The sequence below is a fragment of the Actinoplanes sp. SE50/110 genome, assembly GCF_900119315.1.
In the GTDB taxonomy this organism is placed as follows: Bacteria; Actinomycetota; Actinomycetes; order Mycobacteriales; family Micromonosporaceae; genus Actinoplanes.
The window spans coordinates 8,679,207-8,703,956 of sequence record NZ_LT827010.1 but is presented as its reverse complement, the minus strand read 5'-3'; the positions used below and the strand labels follow the sequence as shown (position 1 = coordinate 8,703,956).

The following is a 24,750-nucleotide window of genomic DNA, read 5'->3' as shown; positions in this document are numbered from 1 at the left end:
CATATCCCCCCATGACGTGAGGAAATGAGCATAACGCGGTCAGCGCTGCTACTTACCCGCCCAGGCAAACCCTTCCTCCAGGCGGATCTTGCTGGCCACACGCGCGATCTCGGCGTGCATCCGGTTCGCGTGGTGGCCACAGAAGGCCAGGTCGCCGCCGCTGCTCAGGGTCACCTCCAGCTTGGCGGCCGCGCCACAGCGATCGCAGCGCTCGGTGAGCTCGCCGACGGTGTCGATCTCGGGCGACAGCAGGGTGGTCATATCGCTCTCCTTGCTCCTGGGCCGAATGAAGCTGGGCTCAACGGCGGTGTGCAGCGGTCCTGACAGCGGACTAGATCGGTAACCGGCCTGGCCGTCTTAGTGGTTCGACCGGTGGAACCGCCCGTGGTCCGGTGCAACCTCGTCACACCCGGACGGGACCGGAGCGTGCACTTCTCCGACGTCAGAGTTTCCCCCAAGTCGCCACGGCATGCGTCCCGCAGCCGAGGTACCTGACCTGAGGGAGACATTTGATGCTCGGTTCCGACGCCCGTCGCCTGGCCGTCCGTTTCGCGGCCGTCGCGAGCGCCGCCACCGCTTCTCTTTACGGTTTCACCGGCGCGGCCTCGGCCGCACCGGCACCGGTCGCTCCGGCGACCGGGACCGTCCTGGAGGCCGGGGTGGCCGGCGCCATCCCGGACAGCTACATCGTCGTCCTCAAGGCCGGCGCTTCCGCCTCCCCGGACCTCGTCGCCGGTTACGGCGGTCAGGTCCTGAACAAGTACCAGGCCACGGTACGCGGTTTCCACGCCCGGATGTCCGCTGAGCAGGCGGCCCGCCTCGCCGCCGACCCGGCCGTGCAGTACGTCGAGCAGGACGCCGTGATCGGCGCGTCCTCGGTCCAGAGCAACGCCACCTGGGGCCTGGACCGGATCGACCAGCGCGACCGCACGCTGGACCGCAAGTACACCTACGGCTCGGCGAAGGACGTCACCGCGTACGTCATCGACACCGGCATCCGTACCTCGCACAAGGACTTCGGCGGCCGGGCCAGCAGCGGCTGGGACTTCGTCGACGGCGACAAGACCGCCGACGACTGCAACGGACACGGCACCCACGTGGCCGGCACCATCGGCGGCGCCACCTACGGCGTGGCCAAGGACATCAAGCTGGTCGGCGTCAAGGTCCTCGACTGCGACGGCTCCGGTTCGTACTCCGACTTCATCGCCGGCATCGACTGGGTGACCGCGCACGCCAAGCTGCCCGCCGTGGCCAACATGAGCATCGGCGGCCCGCAGAGCAAGGCGCTCGACGACGCGGTCGACCGCTCGATCGCCAAGGGCGTCGTCTACGCCATCGCGGCCGGCAACGACAACAAGAACGCCTGCCGGTTCTCGCCGTCGGACACCTCGAACGCGATCACCGTCGGGGCGATCGACAACGCCGACAAGCGCGCCTCGTTCTCCAACTACGGTTCGTGCGTCGACATCTTCGCGCCCGGCGTCAACATCAAGTCGGCGTCGAGCGACTCGAACTCCGGCACCGAGATCATGAGCGGCACCTCGATGGCCAGCCCGCACGTGGCCGGCGCGGCCGCGCTGGTGCTCGGCGCCCACCCGACCTGGACCCCGCAGCAGGTCCGCGACGACCTGGTCGCGCACGCCGACGCTGGCCTGATCCGCAACCCGGGCACCGGCTCGCCGAACAGGTCGCTCTACACCGGCTACCTCTACGAGACCGGCTCCGCCGCCAAGAAGCACTGATCTCCCGGTACGCGGATGTCCCTCGCGCCGCGCGACGCCTCATGCGTCGCGCGGCGTTTTCCGTGATCCGGTCCGGCCGGGCCGGGGTCGGCAAACCGCCCTACTCGACGGCCCGTGGCGACTAGCGTGAGATCGACCCCAGCCCGCGAGGAGGACCCATGTCCGAGGCGCCGGTCGCCGATACGCCGACCGTCCTGGTCGTCGACGACGAAGAAGATCTGCGCGACATCATGCGCCGCATGCTGGAGCGCAAAGGCTACGCGGCGCTGACCGCGGGCGACCCGGACGAGGCGATCTCGGTCTGCCGCGACCACCCGGGCGTGATCGACGTGCTGGTCACCGACCTCACCCTGCCCGGCGGCAAGTCCGGCGGGGAGCTGGCCGGCACGGTCATCAAGATGCGCCCGGGCACCGGTGTCGTGTTCATCTCCGGCCTGCCCAAGGACATCGCGGTCACCAAGGGCCTGGTCGGCGACGACGCCCTCCTGGTGAAGAAACCCTTCACCGCCGACGCTCTGCTGGAGGCCCTGAAACGGGTCCTCCGCGACGAGGCGGAGCGGGACGACCCGCCACCGAACTGATCCCGCTGCCCGGGGCGGGCGCCGATCAGCCCGGCCAGGGCATACTCAGCTCACCCCGGCGCCAGCGGGCCGGCCCGTCCAGCACGGGCCAGCCGTCGGCGCGCATCCGGCGGACGGTGGCCAGCCAGCGCTGCCGCGGGCCGAACGGGGTGGCCTCGGTCTCCCACGCCCGCCCGAGCGCCCGCAGCAGTTCGTGCACCGGATGCCCGGGCACGTTGTGGTGGATCAGCGCCTTCGGCAACCGTTCGGCGAAGACCGCCGGATGCTCCAGCACCGGCAGCCGGGCGGACAGCGTCAGCGTCGACGCGACACCACCCTCGACCACCGCCCAGGTGGCGATCCGGCCCAGCTCGTCACAGGTGCCCTCGATCAGCGTCGCGCCCGTTCCGGTCATCTGCCGCCAGGCCGCGGTCACCTCGTCCTCGGCGTACTGGCGCAGCACGTTGAACGCGCGGACGACCACCGGGGACAGCCCGGCCAGCTCGAACCCGCCCCGGCGGAACTGCAGGAACGGGGGCTCGGCGAACGGCTGGGCGTCGGCCACGCGTACCGGGTCGATCTCCAGGCCGACCACCGTGACGTCCGGGCGGACCGCGGCCGCCAACCGGCCCCGAAGCTCGACCGCGGTGACCGGGGACGCGCCGTAACCGAGGTCGACGACCAGCGGCGCGGCCGCCTCGGACAGCGCGGCCGCGCATCGGAACGCCAGGTAGTTGTCCACCCGGCGCAGCCGGTTCGGGTTGGTCGTCCCCCGGGTGATCGCGCCGACCGGTTTCACCTGCCTAGAGCTCCCGGTGCACCTTGTGCTGGGCGGCCTGGGCGATCGGGCGGACCACCAGCCGGTCGATGTTGACGTGCTGCGGCCGGGTGGCGGCGAACGCGATCACGTCCGCGATGTCCTCGGCCACCAGCGGCTCGGCCACCCCGGCGTAGATCGCGTCGGCCCGCGCCCGGTCACCGCCGAAGCGGTTCAGCGAGAACTCGTCGGTGCGCACCATGCCCGGGTCGATCTCCACCACCCGCACCGGCCGGCCGACGATCTCCAGGCGCAGGGTCCCGACCAGCGCGGTCTGGGCGTGCTTGGCCGCCACGTAACCACCACCGCCCTCGTACGGCGTGAACGCCGCCGTGGAGCCGACCGTCACGATCGTCCCCGCCCCGCTCGCCTCCAGCGCCGGCAGCAGCGCCTTGGTCACCCGCAGCGTGCCCAGCACGTTCACGTCGAACATCGCCTGCCAGTCCTCGACCGCGCCGGACGCCACCGGGTCCAGCCCGATCGCCCCGCCCGCGTTGTTGACCAGCAGGGCCAGCGGCGCGCCGAGCGCCTGCACCGCGGCGGCCAGCCCGGCCACCGACTCGTCCGAGGTCACGTCGCACGCCACCGCGGTCGCGCCCGCGCCGATCTCCTTGACCAGCGACTCCAGTCGATCCGCCCGGCGGGCCGCGGCGACCACGTGAAAACCCTCACCGGCCAGGCGGCGGGCCGTGGCCGCGCCGATCCCGCTGGAAGCCCCGGTGACCACTGCGATTCTCTGCATGGCTCCGATCTTCCCTCATGACTTGAGTCACCCCGGCCCGGCTGCGTAGTGGTTCAGCACACGCCGATGGGGAAGATGACAACTGCGCAACGACTTTTACCGGTAGGACCCAGCGGGAGGATCGAACGTGGCCGAGGTCAGCTGGCCCACCCCACGGCGGATCGCCACCGTCTCGGTGCATACGTCGCCGCTGGAGCAGCCCGGTACCGGGGACGCCGGCGGGATGAACGTCTACATCGTCGAGGTGTCCAAGCGGCTGGCCGCGGCCGGTGTCCAGGTGGAGATCTTCACCCGGGCCACGTCGAGCGACCTGCCGCCGGTGGTCGAGATGCTGCCCGGGGTGCACGTCCGGCACGTCACCGCCGGGCCGTACGAGGGGCTGAACAAGGAGGAGCTCTCCTCCCAGCTCTGCGCCTTCACCACCGGCGTGCTGCGGGCCGAGGCGGCCCACCCGCCGGGCCACTACGACCTGATCCACTCGCACTACTGGCTCTCCGGCCAGGTCGGCTGGCTGGCCCGGGAACGCTGGGGCGTGCCGCACGTGCACACCGCACACACCCTGGCCAAGGTCAAGAACATGCTGATCGCGGCCGGCGACCGCCCGGAGCCGAAAGCCCGGGTGATCGGCGAGGAGCAGGTGGTCGCCGAGTCCGACCGGCTGGTCGCCAACACCCGGTTCGAGGCGCACGACCTGATCACCCACTATCAGGCCGACCCGGCCCGGGTCGGTGTCGTGCAGCCTGGCGTGGACCTGGACCGGTTCCGTCCCGGCGCCGCCGACCGCGCCCGGTTCGGGTTGCCGGAGTCCGGCCGGATCGTCGCCTTCGTCGGCCGGATCCAGCCGCTCAAGGCCCCGGACGTGCTGGTCTCCGCGCTCGCCGAGATGCGGGCCCGTGGCGCCGGCGAGGTCACCCTGGTGATCTGCGGTGGTCCCAGCGGCAGCGGCCTGGATCGCCCGTCCGCGCTGATCGAGCTGGCCGCCTCACTCGGGGTCAGCGACTCGGTGGTGTTCCTGCCCCCGCAGACCGGCGCCGACCTGGCCGCCCTCTACCGCGCCGCCGACCTGGTCGCGGTGCCGTCCTACAACGAGTCGTTCGGCCTGGTCGCGCTGGAGGCGCAGGCCTGCGGCACCCCGGTGGTCGCGGCGGCGGTCGGCGGCCTGGTCACCGCGGTCCGCGACGGGGAGAGCGGCGTGCTGATCGACGGCCACGACCCGGCCGACTGGGCCCGGGTCCTCGACCGGCTGCTGGCCGCGCCGGCGTACCGGCGCCGCCTCTCGGCCGGTGCGGTGGCACACGCCGCGCACTTCTCCTGGGACCGCACGGTCGAGGCGCTGCTGCGGGTCTACCGTGACGCGATGAGTGAACACCGGGCCCTGATCACGGCCCGGGTGGAGGGGGCGACCTGCGCATGGTGAAAAAGTTGATCGAGCGGGTGTTGACCGACCGCGAGCTGGAATGGGAGTCGACCGGCGAGTCGTCCTATGTGGTCACCTTGCCCGGCACGCACAAGCTGAAGACCGCCTGCAACCTGATCGTCGGCGAGCACGCGCTGCGGATCGAGGCGTTCGTGATGCGCCAGCCGGACGAGCGGCGCGAGGATCTGTGGGCCTGGCTGCTGCGCCGCAACGCCCGGATGTACGGCGTCGCCTTCTCCATCGACGCGGCCGGCGACATCTACCTGACCGGCCGGGTGTCGCTGACCGGTCTGGACGAGGACGAGCTGGACCGGCTGCTGGGCGCGGTGCTCACCTATGCCGACGAATCCTTCGACACGATGCTGGAAATCGGTTTCGGCTCGTCGATCCGCCGCGAATGGGAGTGGCGGGTCAAACGCGGCGAGTCCCTGGCCAACCTGCAGGCCTTCCAGCACTTCGCGGCTCCCACCGAGTCCTGAGCCCGGCCCCGCGGCCGGACCTCGTTCCCGGGTGAACCGCGGGGTGGGGCCTGCTCGCGGCTACTGTTCGCACTCGCGGTCGGGGTGGCCGGCACCGGCCGGACGGCCTGCTGTCTCCGCCGAACGCCCGGTTCCCGCCGGTTCCGGGACCGACGGTTTTCCACTGTGGAGACGCCGCGACGGTGCGGCCGGCCGGGCGGGCCCGACAGGATCGCCGTGACGTGCCGAAACGTGATCATCGAGCGAGTAATTCACCCGCACGTCACCGGGTGGCAAGCTGGCGGCGGCTCGGCCACCGGTTCGATAGCCATCATTTCCTCATCCGGTATCAGTCATTATTTCCGCCGGTGTCGCGGAGTCCGGACGAGTGATTGCCGGATCGTCCGATCGGTTGGTTGTTGGCGATTGTGACGCCTGAGACAGATGTCGACACGAATACGGGTTGTGAGGCTTGACTGCCCCAACTAGCGTGGTCGATGGACACCGAGCCGTTAGTTCGGGGAACGGGACGATCAGCAATGATCTCCGCGGTTCGGTGTTTGGGGACGGGTGGCATAAGCCGTTGGGGGACGGCGCGACCCGAGACCGGCGGTTAGTGCGGGCGACGCCTATGGGGATGGGGGTCGCCCGCCGCCGCCGGCGCTTTTCTTTGTGTGCACGTGACCGTTCCGTGCGCGCAGGATCTTCCACTCATCAATTTTTAGCGAAGCATTCCGGCTTCGGTCCGTCCGATGTGGTCGGTCGCCGATGGCGGTCGGCGGCGCGGTGGCGACCGGCGGCGCGGTGGCGACCGGCGGCGCGGTGGCGACCGGCGGCGCGGCGGCGGCCGGCGGCGCGGCGGCGGCCGGCGTCAGGGCGGTGTGCTGTTCGCGGGCTGGGCCAGTGGGGGTGGCCGGCGGTGCCTTGTTCGCGGGCCGGGTCTGTGGTGGTGGCCGGCGGTGCGTTGTTCGCGGGCCGGATCTGTGGTGGTGGCCGGCGGTGCGTTGTTCGCGGGCCGGCTCAGTGGCGGCCGTCGGTCGCTTGCGGATCGACGCGGTTGGCGGCCGTCGGTCGTCGGTGCGCCGGCCCGGGTGCGGCCGCCGTCCGGGCCGTGCGCCGTTCCCGCGCCGGACCGGCGGCCAGATGCAGGGCCGCGGCCACGATCCCCACCCCGGCCACGATCGGCCAGAGCCCCGGCCCGAGATGTTCCAGGCCGGCCCCACCGAGCGCCGGCGCCACGAACGAGGCGAACGGGAAGCTCAGGTAGAACACGGCCTGGTACCGCCCGCGGAGCAGCGGCGGCGCCAGCTCCGAGTTGATCGCCGCATTGGGTGGTGCGGCGAGCATCCCGCCGACGGTCCAGACGGCGGCCGCGCCCAGATAGGCCGGCAGGCTGTCGGCGACCGTCAGCGTCCCGAAGCCGGCCGCGGTCACCAGCATCGCCAGGGCCAGCACCCGGGCCTTGCGGCGCCCGTCGATGAGCCCGGGCACGAACAGCTGCCCGAGCACGATCAACGCCCCGCCGAGCGCGGTCACCAGGCCGTAGTCGCCGGGGCCGAGCCCGTCGGCGTGCATGGCCAGCGGGACGATCGTGTTCGCCTGGCTGCTCAGCAGGGCCTGCAGGACGGTCAGTCCGACGAAGGCGAGAAAGATCCGGTCGGCGAGCACGGTGCGCAGCCCGCCGGGGGCGCCGCCGCGGCCGGCCCGGCCCAGCGTCTCCGGCACCTTCCGGGCGATGATCACCGCGGTGATCAGCGTGCTGGCCGCGTCGAGCAGGAAGAGCCCGGGGTAGCTCCACCGGGCGAGCAACCCGGCCAGCAGCGAGGCCCCGGCCGTGCCCAGGTTGAACGCCCAGAACTGCAGGTTGAACGCCCGCAGCCGGTGCTCGCCCGGGACCGTGTCGGTGATCGCGGCGACGAAGGCCGGGCCGGGCATCGCCTGGGTCAGCCCGAGCAGCAGGCAGAGCCCGGCGATCAGCGGCAGCGGCGTGCTGACGGCCAGGGCGACCAGCACGGCCGAGCAGGCCAGGTGCGACCAGAGCAGGGTGGCCCGGCGTCCCCACCGGTCGGTGAGCACGCCGCCGGCCAGGGTGCCGAGCACGCCGCCGATGCCGTGGGCACCGACGACCAGGCCGGCGAGTGCGGCCCCGGCGCCGCGGGCCGCGGTGAGGTACAGCGAGAGGTAGAGCACCGCGAAGCCGCCGACCCGATTGATCAGCAGTCCGGTCCACAGGTACCAGTACGCCGTGGGTAGCCCGCCGACCGCGGCTCGCAGCCACCCCCGCATCCGTCCGGCCCTCCCGACCCGCGCTTTGGGAAAGAAACCTTACCGAACGCCGGAGGGGGTGTCCGTCTCGCGAGTGAGCAGGGCGGCCCGCCGGACCCGGGCCGGACCGGTGGCCAGGTGTCCCGCGGCGGCCACCGCGCACAGGCCGAAACAGCCGGTCCACAGCGCGGTCGTGCCCCGGTCCTGCAGCACCAGCCCGCCCAGGATCGGCGCGAGGGTCCCGCCGGCCGACCAGGACAGTGAGTTGAGTCCCTGGTAGCGGCCGCGCAGCGGGGCCGGGGACAGGGCGGCGACGGTGGCCGCGTTGCTCGGCGACTGCAGCATCTCGCCGAGCGTCCAGATCACCACGGTGACCGCGTACATCCAGGCGGCGTGGGCGAACGTGACCAGCCCGAAGCCGGTCCCCATGATCAGTGCGGCGACCGCGAGGACGCGGTGCGGGCGGCGGCCGGCGATCAGCCGCGGCACGAACAACTGCCCGGCGACGATCAGGAAGCCGTTGACCGCGATCACCCAGCCGTACGTCGCGGCGGACAGCCCGTCAGTCAGCATGGTGATCGGCAGGGTCGACAGGTGCTGCAGCATGACCAGCACGGTCAGCAGGTTGACCAGCATGAAGGCGAGGAACGTGCGGTCGCGCAGCGCGGTCGCCAGGCCGGCGGCCGGGGCCACGCCGGAGGCGGCCGGGCGGTGGGCGGGCCGGGTCTCGCGCAGCAGCAGCACGGTGATCAACCCGGTGAGCACCGTGCTGGCCGCGTCGGCGACGAACAGCACGGTGAAGTTCGCCTCGGCGGCCAGGCCGGCGACGATCGCGGCGAGTGCGAAACCCAGGTTGACCGCCCAGTAGTTCAGCGAGAACGCCCGGACCCGGTCACGCTCGGGCACGATGTCGACCATCATCGCGCCGAAGGCCGGCCGGACCCCCTCGGCGAAGGCGCCGAGCAGGGTGGTGACGATCAGGATGCCCGGGTACGGGTGGGTGAGGCCGAGGGTCAGCATCAGTGCCGCCGCGCCGAACTGGGCGGTGAGCATGGTCGGTCGCCGGCCCCAACGGTCGGTCAGCATGCCGCCGGTCATCGTGCCGACCGCCCCGCCGACGCCGTAGAGGCCGATCACCAGGCCGGCCTGGCTCTGCGTGAAGTGCCGCTCGCTGGTCAGGTAGATGCTCAGAAACGGCACCACGAACGAGCCGATCCGGTTGATCAGGGTCCCGGTCCAGAGGAACCAGAACTGCCGCGGCAGTCCGCCCGCGGCCTCCCGCAACCAACCTCGCACCGGAGCCCCCCGTAAGCACTGAACCTGCCCTGTCCGCCTTACAACCTAGGGGATCCGGCCATCGATTTTCCACCCGCCCGGACCGCCCCCGGATCGTGCGGGGAAGATGTGGGCATGACTGGAACCCTGGTGCTGTTGCGGCACGGCAACAGCGAGTGGAACGCCAAGAACCTCTTCACCGGCTGGGTCGACGTGGACCTGGACGCCAAGGGCGAGGATGAGGCCCGGCGCGGCGGAGAGCTGCTCAAGGAACAGAATGTGCTGCCCGACGTCGTGCACACCAGCCTGCTGCGGCGTGCCATCCGCACCAGCGAGATCGCCCTGCACATCACCGACCGGCACTGGATCCCGGTGAAGCGGTCGTGGCGGCTCAACGAGCGGCACTACGGCGCTCTGCAGGGCAAGGACAAGAAGCAGACCCTGGACACCTACGGCGAGGAGCAGTTCATGCTCTGGCGCCGGTCGTACGACGTGCCCCCGCCGCCGATCGAGGACGACTCGGAGTTCTCCCAGGCGAACGACGCCCGTTACGCCGACCTCCCGCCGGAGATCAAGCCGAAGGCGGAGTGCCTGAAGGACGTGCTCGACCGCGCCCTGCCGTACTGGTACGACGCGATCGTCCCGGACCTGCGGGCCGGTAAGACGGTGCTGGTCGCCGCGCACGGCAACTCGCTGCGCGCGATCGTCAAGCACCTGGACGCGATCTCCGACGAGGCGATCGCGAAGCTGAACATCCCGACCGGCATCCCGCTGCGCTACGACCTGGACGAGAACCTGCGCCCGATCACGGCCGGCGGGACGTACCTGGACCCGCAGGCGGCCAAGGAGGCCGCGGCCGCGGTCGCCAACCAGGGGCGCTGACGCGCTGAGAGCCGGGACACCGCCTCCGTGGTGTCCCGGCTCCCGGACTGCCCGATGGTCAGCCCTGACCCGCGACCGGCTCCCCGGTGACCAGGTAGATGGTGTGCTCGCTGATGTTCACCGCGTGGTCGGCGTACCGCTCGTAGAACCGGCCGAGCAGCGCGCCGTCGATCGCGGTCTCCGCCCCGTACGGCCAGTCGTCGGCCAGCATGATCTTGAAAAGCTGCCGCTCCAGGTCGTCGATCGCGTCGTCGTCCTTCTCCAGCTCGGCCGCGAGGCCGGCGTCGCTGTGCGTCAGCACGGTGGTGATCTTCTCGGCCATCTGGTCGGCGATCTCGGCCATGCCCTTGAAGACCGGGCGCAGCTCGGCCGGCACGGCCGGCGACGGGTGCCGCCGGGCGGCGGTCTTGGCCACGTGCTCGGCCAGGTCGCCCATCCGCTCCAGGTCGGCGGAGATGTGCAGGGCGGTGATCGCCCGGCGCAGGTCGATCGCGACCGGCGCCTGGCGGACGATGATGTCCGCCACCTTCGCCTCGACCTGCTGGAAGATCGCGTCCACGTCGGCGTCCCGCTTGATGACGGCCTCGGCCGCCTGCAGGTCGGCGGTGAGCAGCGCGGTCGTCGCCTTGCGAAGCGCCTCGCGCACCGACTCTGCCATGGTCACCAAAAGCCGGTTCACCTCGGTGAGTTCGGCCTGGAACTCCTCGCGCATGTTTTAAAGTCCCGATTGTCGGGGCCGCCCCGCCTCCCGTGACGGCCGATGTGTGCAGACTCCAAGCTAGGTCAGCCGCGCGGCCCGGACATGAACGCCGGTGAACGACGCCAGGCCCGGCGGTGAACATTGTTCGACGCGCGCCCGTTTCGCCCCTTTGGCCTTGTGGGCCAGGTAAACAATGACCCTACGATCGCTGCGTGGATTGGGGATACGCCGTCGGCTCGGTCTCAGCCGCGCTGGCCGTCGGTGTCGGTGCTGGGCTGGCCCTCGCCCGTGTCCGGCAACCGTCGCCGGTCGACGTGGCCCGGGACGGCTCACCGGAGGGGAGAGCCGCCATCGAACCGGACGACGATCGCCCGGCGGGTAAGCACGGCCTGAAAGGGCTGGGCCGCAAGAGTCTCGACTCGCTCCGGGTGGGAGTCGTGGTGCTCGACGCGGACGACTATCCGGTGCTGGTCAACCCGGCCGCCCGGGCGATGGGCCTGCTGCGCTCCGGCGGGGCGCCGGGCACCATCGCGGCCCATCCGATCCTGCGCACTCTGGCCGGCCAGGTGCGCCGGACGGGCGTACGCCGGGAAGTCGAACTTGATCTTCCGCGGGGCCGGGCCGGTGGGGCGCAGGCCCCGCTCGGGCTGCACCTGCGGGCCGTGGCGCTGAACGCGTCGCACGTCGCGGTCGAGGCGGCCGACGTGACCGAGTCGCACCGGCTGGCCCGGGTTCGGCGGGATTTCGTGGCGAACGTCAGCCACGAGCTGAAGACGCCGATCGGCGCGCTGCAGCTGCTGGCCGAGGCCCTGCTGGACGCCACCCAGCTGCCCGAGACCGCACCCGGGGCGCAGTCCGAGGACCTGCAGGCCGCGCGCCGGTTCGCCGAGCGGATCCACCACGAGTCGGCCCGGATGGGCCGGCTGGTGAGCGAGCTGCTGGAGCTGAGCCGGCTGCAGGGCGCCGAGCCGCTGCCCACCCCCGAACCGGTGTCGCTGGACTGGGTGATCGCCGAGGTGCTGGACCGCACCCGGACCACCTCCTCGGCGAAGAGCATCGAGGTCACCAGCTCCGGGCCGAAGGGCCTGATGGCGTACGGCAGCGACAGCCAGTTCGCCACCGCGGTGACCAACCTGGTGGAGAACGCCATCGCCTACTCCGGCCCGGACACCAGGGTCGAGGTGACCGTCCGGCAGGAGTCGGAGTGGATCGAGATCGACGTCCGCGACCAGGGCATCGGCATCTCCCCCCAGGACGTGGACCGGATCTTCGAAAGGTTCTACCGAGCCGATCAGGCCCGGTCCCGGGCGACCGGCGGGACCGGCCTCGGCCTCGCCATCGTCAAGCACATCGCCACCAACCACGGTGGCCGTGTGGACGTGACCAGCGCCCTCGGCGAGGGCTCGACGTTCACCCTGCGCCTACCGGCGCGCCCGCCCGAATCCCCCTCGCTGTCACCGACGGCAACTGAGATCTAGTCCGGGGTGACCGGGTGTCGACCCGGTCACCGACGACGGAAGGAACTGCATTGGCCCGCGTGCTCGTGGTCGAGGACGAGGAGTCGTTCTCCGACGCCCTGTCGTACATGCTGCGCAAGGAGGGCTTCGAGGTGTCGGTCGCCGCGACCGGAACCTCTGCTCTCACGCAGTTCGACCGGACCGGTGCCGACATCGTCCTGCTCGACCTCATGCTGCCCGAGATGTCCGGCACCGAGGTGTGCCGGCAGCTGCGGCAGCGGTCAGCCGTCCCGATCATCATGGTCACCGCCCGGGACAGCGAGATCGACAAGGTGGTCGGCCTGGAGATCGGCGCCGACGACTACGTCACCAAGCCGTACTCGCCGCGTGAACTGGTCGCCCGGATCCGCGCCGTGCTGCGCCGGCAGAGCGGTGAGGCCATCGAGGTGAGCACTCCGACGCTGGCCGCCGGCCCGGTCCGGATGGATGTCGAGCGGCACGTCGTCACCGTCGACGGCTCCGGCGTGCAGCTGCCGCTGAAGGAGTTCGAGCTGCTCGAACTGCTGCTGCGCAACGCCGGCCGGGTGCTGACCCGGGGGCAGCTGATCGACCGGGTCTGGGGCGCCGACTACGTCGGTGACACCAAGACCCTGGACGTCCACGTCAAGCGCCTGCGCTCCAAGGTCGAGCCGGAGCCCGGCGCCCCGCGCTACATCGTCACGGTCCGCGGCCTGGGCTACAAGTTCGAGCCGTAACATGGCCTCGCTCCGCTCGGCGGGCATTCCGCCCGTCGATGATGGGAGCACCGAAAGACAACTGCGCTTCGCTGGCTGTTTTCCGGCACTCTCGTCATCGACGGGCGAAATGCGGGGTGGCTATGCGGACCGGGGGGAGGCGGGTTCGCGCCCGCCTTTGCGCTTCGGCCCCCCGGCCGCGGTGGTCGCCGGGTGGACGGCGAGCAGGCCGGTGGCCAGGCGGGCGGCGCAGAGCTCGGCGAGTCTCCGGTAGGCCGGCTCGCCGATCAGCTCGGTGAGCTCCGGGCCGTAGGACACGTACATCGGCTCGGTGCCGACGTGCGCCTCCGGTGACGACGTGCACCACCAGGCCAGATCGTGCCCGCCCGGCCCCCAGCCGCGCCGGTCGAATTCGGTCAGCGTCGACTGCAGCAGTTTCGTGCCATCCGGTCGGGTGATCCAGTCCTGCTCGCGGCGGACCGGCAGCTGCCAACAGACGTCCGGTTTGTACTTCAGCGGGTGCTCGCCGTCCCGCAGCGCCTGGGCGTGCAGCGCGCAGCCGCCCCCGCCGGCGAAGTCCGCGTCGTTGAGGAACACGCACGGCCCGTCACCGGATCGGGTGGCGGTGCGCCGGGCCGGCTTGGTGCCGTCCACGGTGTCCATCTCGGTCCAGTTCTTGAACCCGCGCCGGTGGTGCTGCCAGGTCTGCGGGGTGAGTTTCGCGGCCGCCGCCTTCACCCGGTTCTCGTCGTCGGCGTCGGTGAAGAACGCACCGTGCGAGCAGCAGCCATCCTCGGCGCGACCGGGCAGAATGCCGTGGCAGGCGGAGCCGAAGACGCAGGTCCAGCGGGACAGCAGCCAGGTCAGGTCGGCGCGGATCAGGTGCTGCTGGTCGGCGGGGTCGAGGAACTCGATCCATTCCCGAGGGAAGTCGAGTTTCACTTCCACGGGGCGTCGTGCGCGGCTCATCCCGCACAGACTACGCGGCGCCGGTGATCATGCCCGTTTGGCGCGGATATATCCCGCGCTGCGGGGCGTGGTTAGGCTTGAGGCGTGACTTCCCGAGTTCCCGTGCTCCTCTCCAGCTCCTCGGTCTTCCCCGAGCCGACGGCGGCCGCGTTCGAGATGGCGGCCACGGTGGGCTACGACGGGCTCGAGGTCATGGTGTGGACCGACGCCGTCAGTCAGGACGCCGGTGCACTCAAGGGCCTCTCCGACCACTACGGTGTGCCGGTCCTCTCGGTGCACGCCCCGTGTCTGCTGGTCACCCAGCGGGTGTGGAGCCCCGACCCGTGGGAGCGGCTCACCCGGGCCGCGCAGCTCGCCGAGTCGCTGGGCGCCCCCACGGTCGTGGTGCACCCGCCGTTCACCTGGCAGCGTGACTACGCGAAGAATTTCGCGGCCGGCCTGGCCAGGGTCTGCGACCGGCACCCGGATCTGACCTTCGCGGTGGAGAACATGTTCCCGGTCAAGATGGCCGGCCGCTGGTTCGTGCCGTACACGCCGGGCTGGGATCCGACCGAGACCGGCTTCGACGCGTACACGCTGGATCTCTCGCACTGCGCCGCCTCGCGGATCGACTCGCTGGACATGGCGGCGAAGATGGGCAGTGCTCTCCGGCACGTGCATCTGGGCGACGGCACCGGTGCGGGGCGGGACGAGCATCTGGTGCCGGGCCGCGGCAACCAACCCTGCGCTGAGCTGCTGCGATCGCTGGCGGGTCGCGGTTTCACCGGCTCGGTGGCCTGCGAGATCAACACCCGCAAGGCCGCGAGCCGAACCGTCCGCGAGGCGGATCTCCGCGAGTCGCTGGAATTCGCCCGACGTCATCTCGCGCCGGCGGATTCGTCCCGGCCGGCGCTCCAAGCCTGAAGATCGACTTCTCGGAGCGGATGTCGTGCGCTGCGGCCGATGACTGATCGCCGCTCCCGCCGCTTCCGGGCACGGCGATTCCGGCCGCTGCGCGTCCAGGACGAATCGCCGCACCCTACGACCCGCGGGTGGTCACCGCAGGCGCACTGCCCGCGGGTGCCGCCGGAGCCTCGGCCGCGGGATCAGGCCGGTGTCAGCGTCGCGGTGCTCTCCGGTGTCTGAGCAGCTCGCTTGCGGGCGCGGTGGGCGGCCACGTGGGAGCGGGTGGCGCAGCGCTCGGAGCAGAAGCGTCGACAGTTGTTCGAGGACGTGTCGAGGTAGACGTTGCCGCAGCGTTCGTCGGCGCAGATGCCGAACCGGGCACTGCCGTATTCACACAGCCAGACCGCGAGCCCCCAGACGGCGCCGGCCAGGTATTCCGCGCTCACCGACGACCCGCGGCTGGTCACGTGCATGTGCCAGTCCCCGGCGTCGTGCCCGGAGATCCGCGGCTGCACCGGGTATGCCTCGAGCAGCGTGTTCAGCTCGCGCACCGCGTCCGCGTCGCGCTCGGCCGTGCCGTACTCGAAGACCTCGCGCAGCCGGCGCTGGGCCCGGCGGAAGACCGCCAGGTCCTTCTCCACGACCTGATCGCGCATGTATTCCAGGTCGCCGGCGAACAGGGCCCGCAGCCCGGCGAGATCGTCCAGGCCGGCGTTGACGAGGTCGACCGCCGTCCGGGCGTACGCATCGAAGTTCACCCGACCACGGTAGCCGCAACCCGCCGCGAGGTGCGATTCCTCAACCGCACTTCCGCGCTGGTGCGGTTACGCTCGGCGCATGTTCCGTTCCCTGTTTCTCGCCGCGGCCGGCTCCGCCCGGCTGGCGCGCCTGGTCGAGTCCACCCCGGTCAGCGCATCGATGGTTCGGCGGTTCGTCGCCGGCCGGGACGCCGGCGAGGTGGTGCGGACGAGCCGGGGGCTGGCCGACGACGGGCTGGCGGTCTCCGTGGACTTCCTCGGCGACCAGCCGGACACGCCGGAGCTGGCGCGGGCCGTCCGGGACGAGTACGTGTCGCTGCTGGCCCGGCTGGGCGAGGCCGGTCTGGCCCCGGTCGCCGAGGTGAGTGTGAAGTTGTCGGCGCTGGGCCGGCGTTTCGACGAGAAGGCGGCGTTCGAGCACGCCCGGGCGATCTGTGTGGCGGCGGCCGCGGCGGGCACCGCGGTGACCTTCGACGCCGAGGATCACGGCAGCACCGACGCGACCCTGGAGGCGGTGCTGGAGCTGCGACGCGACTTCCCGTCGACCGGGGCGGTGCTGCAGGCGTATCTGCGGCGCACCGAGGCCGACTGCCGCGAGCTGGCGACCGCCGGGTCCCGGGTGCGGCTCTGCAAGGGGGCGTACACGGAGCCCGAGTCGGTGGCCTTCCCGTCGCCGCTGGAGGTCGACAAGGCGTACGTCCGCTGCTTGAACATCCTGATGTCGGGGGCCGGCTATCCGATGGTGGCGACCCATGACCCGCGCCTGATCGCGATCGCCGAGGACCGGGCCCGCTGGTTCGACCGCTCGACCGGGGAGTACGAGTTCCAGCTGCTGTTCGGGATGCGCCCGGAGGAGCAGGCCCGGCTGGCCGACGACGGGCACACGGTGCGGGTCTATCTGCCGTACGGGCCGCAGTGGTACGCCTACCTGCTGCGCCGCCTGGTCGAGCGCCCGGCGTTCCTGGTAGCGGCGGTTTCCTCCCGGAAGTGATTCTTTCGGGCGAATCGCTCACGGATCAGGCGTGTCGGACTTGACTTTTTGTGGGCAAATTACGGAACGCGACGCCCTGGTCACAGCCGCATCGATACGGTGCTGATGACACGCACGTTCGCCAGGCGGAGCGTGCCTGCGAAAGGATCGGTGCGACGAGATGACGGGTCCAGCCCAGACCGAGGAACGCCTCTCGGAGGTACGGTTCCTGACCGTGGCCGAGGTGGCCACGCTCATGCGGGTCTCCAAGATGACCGTCTACCGGCTCGTGCACGGCGGTGACCTCACCGCCGTCCGAGTCGGCCGCTCGTTCCGGGTGCCCGAGCACGCGGTACACGAGTATCTACGAGGCGCGTTCTCCCAAACCGCCTAATCAGGGCTGGCCCTGCCGGGGTCGTGTTGGCCCTCACGGAGCGGGCCGGTACGCTGGACCGGTTGGCTCCCGGGTCCATGCGTGCCGCGTAACACCGGCGGTGCTTCCCGGGCGCCGTCCAAGATCGGTACCGGCCGGGCCGGTTCCACTCAAACATGGTTCGAGAGGCTTTCGTATGGGCTCCGTGGTCAAGAAGCGCCGCAAGCGTATGGCGAAGAAGAAGCACCGCAAGCTGCTGCGCAAGACCCGCGTCCAGCGTCGCCGTTTGGGCAAGTGACGGCCGGCCGGGTGCACTGCCCGGCCTTCGCCGTCCCTTGCCGGGACAGTTCCGAGGCTCAGCATCGAAAGGTGCGCTCGTGGTGACCTCACCGCCCAGCGTTGTCGTGGTCACCGGAGTCAGCCGATACCTCGGCGCTCGGGTGGCCGCCCGCCTCGCGGCAGATCCACGGATCGACCGTGTCGTCGGTCTGGACCCGCATGACCCGCCCGCACGCCTGCGTGGCCTGCTGGACGGGATCGAGCTGATCCAGGCCGACGCGCGCGCCGCCACCGAGGCGATCGCCGAGCTCGGCGCCGAGGCGGTCGTGCACCTCGCGGTGACCAGCGTGCCCGATCCGGAGCACGGCGGCCGCGCGGGCATGAAAGAGCACAACGTGATCGGCACCATGCAGGTGCTGGCCGCGGCTCAGGGCGCGCCCCGGCTGCGCAAGCTCGTGGTGCGCTCGTCCACCGCGGCGTACGGCGCGTCGTTCCGCGACCCCGCGGTCTTCACCGAGGACACCGAGCCCCGCGCCGTGCCGCGCGGCCCGTTCGCCCGCGACATCCTCGACATCGAGGGGTACGTGCGCGGTTTCCGCCGCCGCCGGCCCGAGGTCGCCGCCACGGTGCTGCGCTTCGCCCCGATGATCAGCTCGTCCGCCGAGACGTCGCTGACCCGATACTTCGCCCAGCCGGTGGTGCCCACCGTGTTCGGCCGGGACGCCCGCCTCCAGTTCGTCCACGTGGACGACGCACTCGAGGTGCTGCACCGCTCGGTGATCGAGGATCATCCGGGCACCTTCAACGTCGCCGGCTCCGGTGTCCTGATGCTGTCCCAGGCGGTCCGCCGGGCCGGCCGGATCGCCGTGCCGCTACCCGAGACCGGGCTGTCCACCGCCGCCGCGCTGGTCCGCCGCCTCGGCGTCGAGCAGATCGGCCTGGACCAGATCGACCTGTTCGTGCACGGCCGGGTGGTCGACACCGGCCGGCTGGTCCGCGAGTTCGGCTTCACCCCGCGCAGCACCGCGACCGCGTTCGAGGAGTTCATCCGGGCGCACGCGGCGGGCTCCTCGCTGACCGCGGACCGTCTGGCCGCCGCCGAGGCGGCGATCCTGGACGGCGTCCGTCAGCTGCGCGCCGCGGCCGGGAGTGACCGCTGATGAGCCAGGACGAGTTCCGCGACATGCTGCCCGGGCACGCCGATTTCCGGCTGCCGGAGCCGCCGCCGGTGCGCAAGGTGAACGGCCGGCGTCCGATCCCGGAGAAGCCGGACGAGCAGGTCGCCAAGCTGGAGTCGACCGCCGAGCCCCGGCCCGACGACGCCGGATCCGCCGCCGAGCCGGCCGCCCCGGTCGACGTGTGGGATCAGCGGATCGCCGCCGGGCTCGCCTTCCTGCGCCGCCGGCTGGCCGGGGCGTACGAGGTGGACGAGTTCGGGTTCGATCCGGAGCTGACCGAGGCGGTCTTCCACCCGATGCTGCGGGTGCTCTATCGCGACTGGTTCCGCACCGAGGTGTTCGGCGCCGAGAACGTGCCGGTCGACGGCGGTGGCCTGGTGGTCGGCAACCATTCGGGCACGCTGGCGCTGGACGCGCTGATGCTCACGGTTGCCCTGCGGGACAGCCCGCAGCGTCGCCATCTGCGGCTGCTCGGCGCCGATCTGGTGTTCCGGATGCCCGGGCTCAGCGACCTGGCCCGTGCGGCCGGCGCCACGGTCGCCTGCAACCCGGATGCCGAGCGGTTGATGACCGGCGGCCAGCTGGTCGGCGTGTTCCCGGAGGGCTTCAAGGGGATCGGCAAGCGTTTCGCCGACCGGTACAAGCTGCAGCGTTTCGGCCGTGGCGGGTTCGTTTCGGCGGCGCTGCGCACCGGCACCCCGATCATCCCGGTCGCGATCGTCGGCGCCGAGGAGATCTATCCGATCTTGGCCGACCTGAAGCCGCTGGCCCGGCTGCTCGGTGTGCCGTATTTCCCGGTCACCCCGACCTTCCCGCTGCTCGGCCCGCTGGGTCTGATCCCGCTGCCGAGCAAGTGGCTGATCCAGTTCTGCGAGCCGATCCCGACCGCGCATCTGACCGAGTTCGCGGACGATCCACTGGTCGTCTACAACCTGGCTGACCAGGTGCGGGAGACGATTCAGGCGACCCTGCACGAGCTGCTGCAGAAAAGGCCCGATCCGTTCGCCCGGTGACGAGCCGCGCGAACCGTCCTATAGTGACAATTGAGGGGCGGCCCCGGATTTCTCCGGCACCGCCCCTCGCCAGCTTCGGCTCAGAACACGTTGCCCAGCAGCCCGCCGAGCGTGCCCTCGTCGCCGGATTCGTGACCGTCGTCGAGGGTGGGCGTCCCGGCCGGCGTCGGGCTGGTCGTCGTGCGCCCGTTCACCGGCGTGGACGGTGTCAGGCCGGACCGGTGCCCGGGCACGCCGGTGCTGGCGCCCGGTTGCGCCGAGGAGCCGGGCACGACCGGCTTGGTGGTCGTGTTGTTCGGCTTGCTCGTCGACCTGTCGCCACCGGCGCGGGTGCCGCCGGGCGGCGTCTTGTCGGACGGGTCCTCGCCGCAGTCACGCAGTTTCGGCCCGAGCCCGTCGGCGCCGGTCTGCACCACCTTTTCGCAGTCCAGGCCCTCGCGGAGCTGGCCGGTGCGCTGCGAGACGTCCTGCAGCAGGCCGAGCGAGGTGAGCGCCCGCTCCCGGTTGACCGACGAGAGGTTCTGCATGGCCGGCTCGAACACCTTGCGCTGTGCGGCGACGAACGTGTCCAGGGTGGCCAGCTGGGCCGGGTCCTTGCGGGACACCGCCGAGGTGGTGATCAGCTTGACGCCTTTGCGGGTGTCCGCGTCCATGTCGTCCAGCACGCCCCGGAAGCTGTCGGCGTCCCCGGTCATCGTGGTCGCCTCGCGCAGCCGGTTGCGGGCGAAGTCCAGCGACAGCTGCCCGCGGCTGGCATCCGAGCCGGCGATCGCCAGCTGCGCGCGTTCGGTGGACCGCTTGACGCCGTACAGCGCGTCGCCCGGTGTCGCGTTCTCGCTGGCCGCGGAGATCCCGGAGACCGCCATCGCGCCGGCGGCGACGCCGAGCACGATCGCCCCCCGGGTGCGCAGCCGGCGCCCGAAGATGGCGCGATGCCCGCGGGCGGGCAGCTCGGTGGCCGGTTCCGGCTCGGCCTCGGCGGCGGTCCGGCCGATGCCGTCCCGCTCGGCCGTGGCGACCAGCATGGCGCGCAGCCCGACCCGGAACTCCGGGTCGACCTGCCCGGCCGGCCGGGCGGCGGACAGACGTCGGCTCAGCGCCAGCAGTTCGGTCAGCTCGTCATCGGCGTGACCCCGCAGGTGGCGATGGTCGCCACCGGGGTCGTCGACCTGCTCCGCGAAGCGCTCGGCGCTCCGGGAGCTCGGAAAAGGGAACTTCACCGTGGGCACCTCCCCTCGCTCGTGAGTGTCCCGCCGGTCCGTGCGCCGGCGTCGGCGACCGGGCCGCCGGAGGCAGCCGTGGGTCGCATCCGGACAAACGCGCGACACGCGGGTCCGGTTACGGGTGTGGAGGGGGACCATCGGGTATCGGAGATCGATGTCCGATATCGCCCGATCAAGACTGGAATCCTTCCGGCAGCAGCCGGTTGAGCGCTCGGACCGCGCGGTACTGCAGGGCCTTGATCGCCCCCTCGTTCTTGCCCATCGTCTGCGCGGTCTCGGCCACCGAGAAGCCCTGCAGGAAGCGCAGCACGATGCACTCCTGCTGTTCCGGGTTGAGCTGTTTGACCGCGGTGAGCAGGGCGACGTTGGTGATGTGGTCGACCACCGCGGACTCCGGGCTGCCTTCCGGGCCCCGATCCTCGCGGTCGGCGTCGAGCACGTCGCCGGTGGTCACCTCGAGCCGGTACCGGCCCGACTTGAAGTGGTCGGCGACCAGGTTGCGGGCGATGGTGACCAGCCAGGCGCCCAGGTCGCGGCCCTGCCAGGTGAAACTGCCGATCCGCTTGAGGGCGCGCAGGAAGGTGTCCGAGGTGAGGTCCTCGGCCAGCTGCCGGTTGCCGACCCGGAAGTAGACGAACCGGAAGACCGTGTCCACGTACCGGTCGTAGATCAGGCCGAACGCCTCGGCCTCGCCGGCCTGGGCCCGCTCGACCAGCGCCCACACCTCGGCTGCCGGGTCGCCCCGGTCCGGCCGGGCCTTGGGCGGCTGGGTCTCGGTCGGCGGCCCGGTCTTGCTCTGGGTGGGCAGCACGACGGTGTGGTCGGTGCCGGGGGTCTCGCTCTCCGGCAGGTTGGAGCGCTGGCCGGCGGTCGGCTGGGCCGGTGGCCGGGCGCCGAGCCGGTTGCCGCCGAACTTGCCGTTGGCGCCGGGCGCCGGCACGGACGGTGAGTTGTTCAGCGGGCGGCGGTTGCCGGTGCGGCGGGGGCTGTCCCCCCGGATCGCGTTGGTGATCATGCCGTCGACCGATTCGCGGATCACGTTCAGGCCGTCGGTGATCGCCTGCCTCCCGGCGAGGACATCGCGGTGGTACGGGCCCTCGGCGTACACATGAGTCACTGCGCCTCCTCAACCCGGCGGGCCTGCGGCGACCGTGAATCCGTCCCGCCAGACAGGGATTCACGGCGATTCCGTCCTTGGTGTGGCACAGCGGCCTCCTCGGGATGAGGGTGGTCACTCGCATACAAAAGGGGTGGGGCAACCCGCGGAAATCGCCGGTAACCTCACCCGTTCGTGTGGAGTCCGTTACACAGATCGGAAGTATCACCGAGTTCGGACACAGGGAGTCGCACACCATGTGCGCTACGCGCAAAGCCGCGAATCCGTCCGAAATCGGCATCCGGTATCAAGGTCACCCTGGTCCATCCCGGACGCCGGGCAACGGACCGGCTGTCCGCTATCCCGGACGGGTGACGTTTGTGCGAGACTCGGGCGTCGTGGAGGAACCCGCCCGCGATCCGGTCGCGCACGCCGCCGCCCGCCGCCCGGACTCGCCCGCGCTGATCGCCGGGGAAACCGTGCTGACCTGGGCGGATCTCGACGTCAAGGTGACCGCGGCGGCCCGCTTCGTGGCCGCGCGCACGGCGCCGGGCGACCGTGTCGCATCCGTGCTCGGCAATACCGTCGACTTCGTGGTCACCTGGTTCGGCACCCTGCGGGCCGGCCGGGTCGCCGTGCCGTTCAATCCGGGCTGCACGGTGGACGAGGCGACGCATGCACTCTCCGACGCCGGTTGTGCGCTGATCGTGATCGGACAGGCGGATCGGTTACGCCTCGGTCTGGGCGAGTCGTGCGTCGGTCCGGATTTCGACAATGCCCCGGCGGCCGAGCTTCCGCCGGTGGCCGCGAGCGATCTCGCGGCGCTGCTCTACACCTCGGGTACGGGTGGGCGGCCGAAAGCCGCCATGCTGACCCACGCCGCGCTCGCCGCGAACCATGACCAGCTGGACGCGATCGAGCCGCCGGTGGTCGGGCCGGACGACGTGGTGCTGCTCGCGGTGCCGTTCTTCCACGCCTACGGACTGAACACCGGGCTGGGCAGCGTGGCGCACCACGCGGCGACCGGCGTGCTGGCCGAGCGGTTCGACCCGGCGGAGACGGCCGCCCTGATCGCGCGGCACCGGGTCACCGTGGTGGTCGGCGTGCCCGGGATGTATCAGGCCTGGGTGCGGGTGCCCGGCGCTCTGGAGGCGCTGGCCGGCCTGCGAACCGCGGTGTGCGGCGCGGCGCCGCTGGACCGGGCCACCGCGGCGCGGTTCCGGGCGGTCACCGGCCGGAGCATCATGATCGGGTACGGGTTGACCGAGTCCGCACCGGTGCTGACCACCACGGCGGTCAGCGACCGGGACAAGACCGGCTCGATCGGGCGCCCCCTGCCGGGGGTCGAGCTCATCCTTCGTACCCGGGCCGGTCTCGAACTCTGGCGGGACGGCAGTGCGTCGCCGGAAGAGGATCTCGCCGAGCTCGACCTCGCGCCGGCCGTGTCGGCCGGGACCGATCCGGGCGAGATCGTGGTGCGGGGCCCGAACCTGTTCGCCGGTTACTGGCCCGACGGTCGGGACGGGCCGGACGCGGCCGGCTGGTGGCCCACCGGTGACGTGGCGTACGCGGACGGCGACGGCGACCTGATCCTGGTCGACCGGATCGGCGAGCTGATCCTGGTGAACGGCTTCAACGTCTACCCCGCCGAGATCGAGCGGGTGCTGCACGCGCATCCCCGGGTGACCGAGGCCGCCGTGGTCGGCCGGCCGGACCGGGAGACCGGCCAGCGGCCGCACGCGTACGTGGTGGTCGCCGGCGACCCGCCGCCCTCGGTGACCGATCTGCAGGTGCACTGCGCGGTCCGGCTGGCAAGGTACAAACTGCCGACCATCGAGCTGGTCGGCACGCTGCCGCGGTCGGCCAGCGGCAAGGTCCGCAAGAGGGAGTTGTCTTGACCCGCATCACGCTGATCAGCCGGGGCGGATGCCACCTGTGCGAGGTGGCCGAGCAGACGCTGGACCGGATCGCGCCGGGGGACTGGACCCGGGTGGACGTCGACTCGTCCGTCGAGCTGCAGCGCGACTACGACGACCGGGTGCCGGTGATCCTGCTCGACGGCCGGGAGCACGGGTACTGGCGGGTCGAGGAGGCCCGGCTGCTGCGGGATTTGGCTCGACAGCCCGGCGAGCCGCACCTGTAAATTGCCGGGGTGACAGCAAAGCACCTGGTCTGGGACTGGAACGGAACCCTTCTCGACGATCTCCACCTGGTCGTCTCGTCGACCAACGAGGCGTTCGCCACGGTCGGCGGGCGGGCGGTCGGCGCGGACGAGCACCGGCGGCTCTTCCGGCGCCCGGTCGCGGAGTTCTACGCCGAGATGCTCGGCCGGGCGGTCGAGGCCGAGGAGTTCGGCCGGCTCGACCGGATCTTCCACGACGCGTACCGGCTCGGTCTGACCGATGTCGGCCTGGCCGCCGACGCGCTGGCCGCGATCAAGAGCTGGCCCGGCAGCCAGTCGCTGCTCTCCATGTGGTTCCACAGCGAGCTGGTGCCGGCCGTCGAGACGTACGGGCTGGCCGGGATCTTCACCCGGATCGACGGGCTGCGCACCGAGGTGGGCGGCGACCTGAAGGCCGGGCTCCTGGCGCGGCACCTGGACGGGCTGGGCGTGGCCGGTGCCGACGTGGTGCTGATCGGCGACTCGCTCGACGACGCGGCCGCGGCGGACTCGGTGGGCGCCGCCTCGGTGCTGTACACCGGGGGCTTCACCGACCCGGTCCGGCTGCGCGAGTCCGGGCGGCCGGTCGCGGACTCGCTCGTCGACGCGGTGAAGATGGCTTTGTCACTCTGAGTCGATTGGCCCTGGTGGGGTATCACCGGTAATACTCGACAGGTCGGCTCGGTTAACACAGTCGAGTCGATCTTGTCCAATTGTCCCGACAAGATCGCGATTTGTGCACGCCTTCACAAGCGCCTACTCTGTGGCTTCGACGAGCCCCGCTACCACAGTCACC

The 24,750-nt window shown here is 71.4% G+C and carries 26 protein-coding genes; 16 read left to right on the top strand and 10 right to left on the bottom strand.

All coding sequences use genetic code 11. The annotated features are described in order from the left end of the window. Positions 1-48 precede the first annotated feature (48 nt). A complete protein-coding gene (locus ACSP50_RS38915) occupies positions 49-261 on the bottom strand; it encodes a hypothetical protein (protein WP_014694825.1) in 213 nt (70 codons plus the stop codon). 251 nt (positions 262-512) lie between these two features. Between ACSP50_RS38915 and ACSP50_RS38910 the strand changes: the two genes are divergently transcribed. Continuing rightward, positions 513-1,742 carry a S8 family peptidase gene (locus ACSP50_RS38910; RefSeq protein ID WP_014694824.1) on the top strand — a complete coding sequence of 410 codons (1,230 nt, stop codon included), beginning with the start codon at positions 513-515 and terminating at the stop codon, positions 1,740-1,742. A gap of 158 nt (positions 1,743-1,900) precedes the next feature. Beyond that, positions 1,901-2,323: a response regulator gene (locus ACSP50_RS38905; protein WP_014694823.1), complete on the top strand. Its 423-nt coding sequence runs from the start codon at positions 1,901-1,903 to the stop codon at positions 2,321-2,323. A 25-nt stretch (positions 2,324-2,348) separates the two neighbouring features. Here the strand turns inward: ACSP50_RS38905 and ACSP50_RS38900 are convergent, their stop codons facing one another. Together ACSP50_RS38900 and ACSP50_RS38895 are read right to left on the bottom strand one after the other, a co-directional pair. Next, entirely contained in the window at positions 2,349-3,101 is a 753-nt protein-coding gene (locus tag ACSP50_RS38900) for a hypothetical protein (RefSeq protein ID WP_014694822.1), read from the bottom strand. A gap of 4 nt (positions 3,102-3,105) precedes the next feature. Further along, entirely contained in the window at positions 3,106-3,861 is a 756-nt protein-coding gene (locus ACSP50_RS38895; RefSeq protein ID WP_014694821.1) for an SDR family NAD(P)-dependent oxidoreductase, read from the bottom strand. Positions 3,862-3,988: 127 nt separating this feature from the next. Between ACSP50_RS38895 and mshA the strand changes: the two genes are divergently transcribed. Continuing rightward, positions 3,989-5,278 (top strand): D-inositol-3-phosphate glycosyltransferase, encoded by a 1,290-nt coding sequence (mshA, locus tag ACSP50_RS38890; protein WP_014694820.1) that lies wholly within the window; start codon positions 3,989-3,991, stop codon positions 5,276-5,278. Continuing rightward, the gene (locus ACSP50_RS38885; RefSeq protein WP_014694819.1) at positions 5,272-5,757 is read left to right on the top strand and encodes a YbjN domain-containing protein; all 486 of its coding nucleotides are present in this window, start codon (positions 5,272-5,274) and stop codon (positions 5,755-5,757) included. Before mshA ends, ACSP50_RS38885 begins: the two co-directional genes overlap by 7 nt. Before the next feature lie 999 nt (positions 5,758-6,756). Here the strand turns inward: ACSP50_RS38885 and ACSP50_RS38880 are convergent. Beyond that, positions 6,757-8,022: an MFS transporter gene (locus ACSP50_RS38880; protein WP_014694818.1), complete on the bottom strand. Its 1,266-nt coding sequence runs from the start codon at positions 8,020-8,022 to the stop codon at positions 6,757-6,759. Between the two features lie 39 nt (positions 8,023-8,061). Next, positions 8,062-9,297 carry an MFS transporter gene (locus ACSP50_RS38875; RefSeq protein WP_014694817.1) on the bottom strand — a complete coding sequence of 412 codons (1,236 nt, stop codon included), beginning with the start codon at positions 9,295-9,297 and terminating at the stop codon, positions 8,062-8,064. 114 nt (positions 9,298-9,411) lie between these two features. On the opposite strand from ACSP50_RS38875, the gene ACSP50_RS38870 reads away from it, so the two are divergent. Next, positions 9,412-10,158 (top strand): phosphoglyceromutase, encoded by a 747-nt coding sequence (locus tag ACSP50_RS38870; protein WP_014694816.1) that lies wholly within the window; start codon positions 9,412-9,414, stop codon positions 10,156-10,158. A 58-nt stretch (positions 10,159-10,216) separates the two neighbouring features. Here the strand turns inward: ACSP50_RS38870 and phoU are convergent, their stop codons facing one another. After that, a complete protein-coding gene (phoU, locus tag ACSP50_RS38865) occupies positions 10,217-10,870 on the bottom strand; it encodes a phosphate signaling complex protein PhoU (RefSeq protein ID WP_014694815.1) in 654 nt (217 codons plus the stop codon). Between the two features lie 200 nt (positions 10,871-11,070). Here phoU and ACSP50_RS38860 point away from each other — a divergent pair, with 200 nt between their 5' ends. Together ACSP50_RS38860 and ACSP50_RS38855 are read left to right on the top strand one after the other, a co-directional pair. Next, positions 11,071-12,336, top strand: a complete 1,266-nt coding sequence (locus ACSP50_RS38860; protein WP_014694814.1) for a cell wall metabolism sensor histidine kinase WalK — start codon at positions 11,071-11,073, stop codon at positions 12,334-12,336. Positions 12,337-12,386: 50 nt separating this feature from the next. Next, positions 12,387-13,070, top strand: coding sequence for a response regulator transcription factor (locus tag ACSP50_RS38855; protein WP_014694813.1), 684 nt, complete (start codon positions 12,387-12,389; stop codon positions 13,068-13,070). 120 nt (positions 13,071-13,190) lie between these two features. Here the strand turns inward: ACSP50_RS38855 and ACSP50_RS38850 are convergent, their stop codons facing one another. Then, positions 13,191-14,018: a hypothetical protein gene (locus tag ACSP50_RS38850; RefSeq protein WP_014694812.1), complete on the bottom strand. Its 828-nt coding sequence runs from the start codon at positions 14,016-14,018 to the stop codon at positions 13,191-13,193. A gap of 84 nt (positions 14,019-14,102) precedes the next feature. Here ACSP50_RS38850 and ACSP50_RS38845 point away from each other — a divergent pair, with 84 nt between their 5' ends. After that, positions 14,103-14,921: a sugar phosphate isomerase/epimerase gene (locus ACSP50_RS38845; RefSeq protein WP_043513045.1), complete on the top strand. Its 819-nt coding sequence runs from the start codon at positions 14,103-14,105 to the stop codon at positions 14,919-14,921. A gap of 182 nt (positions 14,922-15,103) precedes the next feature. On the opposite strand, the gene ACSP50_RS38840 is transcribed toward ACSP50_RS38845, so the two are convergent. After that, positions 15,104-15,661 carry a CGNR zinc finger domain-containing protein gene (locus ACSP50_RS38840; protein ID WP_014694810.1) on the bottom strand — a complete coding sequence of 186 codons (558 nt, stop codon included), beginning with the start codon at positions 15,659-15,661 and terminating at the stop codon, positions 15,104-15,106. 79 nt (positions 15,662-15,740) lie between these two features. Between ACSP50_RS38840 and ACSP50_RS38835 the strand changes: the two genes are divergently transcribed. From ACSP50_RS38835 to ACSP50_RS38815, 5 genes are all read left to right on the top strand, one after another. Next, entirely contained in the window at positions 15,741-16,652 is a 912-nt protein-coding gene (locus ACSP50_RS38835; protein WP_014694809.1) for a proline dehydrogenase family protein, read from the top strand. A gap of 160 nt (positions 16,653-16,812) precedes the next feature. After that, on the top strand, positions 16,813-17,025 hold the full coding sequence (locus ACSP50_RS38830) for a helix-turn-helix domain-containing protein (RefSeq protein WP_014694808.1): 213 nt from the start codon (positions 16,813-16,815) through the stop codon (positions 17,023-17,025). A gap of 175 nt (positions 17,026-17,200) precedes the next feature. Further along, entirely contained in the window at positions 17,201-17,302 is a 102-nt protein-coding gene (locus ACSP50_RS38825; protein WP_007465623.1) for a 30S ribosomal protein bS22, read from the top strand. A 79-nt stretch (positions 17,303-17,381) separates the two neighbouring features. After that, on the top strand, positions 17,382-18,443 hold the full coding sequence (locus tag ACSP50_RS38820; protein ID WP_014694807.1) for an NAD-dependent epimerase/dehydratase family protein: 1,062 nt from the start codon (positions 17,382-17,384) through the stop codon (positions 18,441-18,443). Then, a complete protein-coding gene (locus ACSP50_RS38815) occupies positions 18,443-19,474 on the top strand; it encodes a lysophospholipid acyltransferase family protein (RefSeq protein WP_014694806.1) in 1,032 nt (343 codons plus the stop codon). Before ACSP50_RS38820 ends, ACSP50_RS38815 begins: the two co-directional genes overlap by 1 nt. Positions 19,475-19,554: 80 nt before the next feature. Here the strand turns inward: ACSP50_RS38815 and ACSP50_RS38810 are convergent, their stop codons facing one another. Both ACSP50_RS38810 and ACSP50_RS38805 read right to left on the bottom strand, forming a co-directional pair. Continuing rightward, complete coding sequence (locus tag ACSP50_RS38810) at positions 19,555-20,694, bottom strand: DUF5667 domain-containing protein (RefSeq protein ID WP_014694805.1); 1,140 nt, start codon at positions 20,692-20,694, stop codon at positions 19,555-19,557. A 175-nt stretch (positions 20,695-20,869) separates the two neighbouring features. Then, positions 20,870-21,814 (bottom strand): ECF subfamily RNA polymerase sigma factor, BldN family, encoded by a 945-nt coding sequence (locus tag ACSP50_RS38805; protein WP_014694804.1) that lies wholly within the window; start codon positions 21,812-21,814, stop codon positions 20,870-20,872. Positions 21,815-22,050: 236 nt separating this feature from the next. Between ACSP50_RS38805 and ACSP50_RS38800 the strand changes: the two genes are divergently transcribed. From ACSP50_RS38800 to ACSP50_RS38790, 3 genes are read left to right on the top strand one after another with little or no spacing between them, the layout of a single operon-like run. Beyond that, complete coding sequence (locus ACSP50_RS38800; RefSeq protein WP_014694803.1) at positions 22,051-23,691, top strand: AMP-binding protein; 1,641 nt, start codon at positions 22,051-22,053, stop codon at positions 23,689-23,691. After that, positions 23,688-23,936 carry a glutaredoxin family protein gene (locus tag ACSP50_RS38795; protein ID WP_014694802.1) on the top strand — a complete coding sequence of 83 codons (249 nt, stop codon included), beginning with the start codon at positions 23,688-23,690 and terminating at the stop codon, positions 23,934-23,936. Before ACSP50_RS38800 ends, ACSP50_RS38795 begins: the two co-directional genes overlap by 4 nt. A 9-nt stretch (positions 23,937-23,945) precedes the next feature. Further along, the gene (locus ACSP50_RS38790; protein WP_014694801.1) at positions 23,946-24,587 is read left to right on the top strand and encodes an HAD family hydrolase; all 642 of its coding nucleotides are present in this window, start codon (positions 23,946-23,948) and stop codon (positions 24,585-24,587) included. Positions 24,588-24,750: the final 163 nt, after the last annotated feature.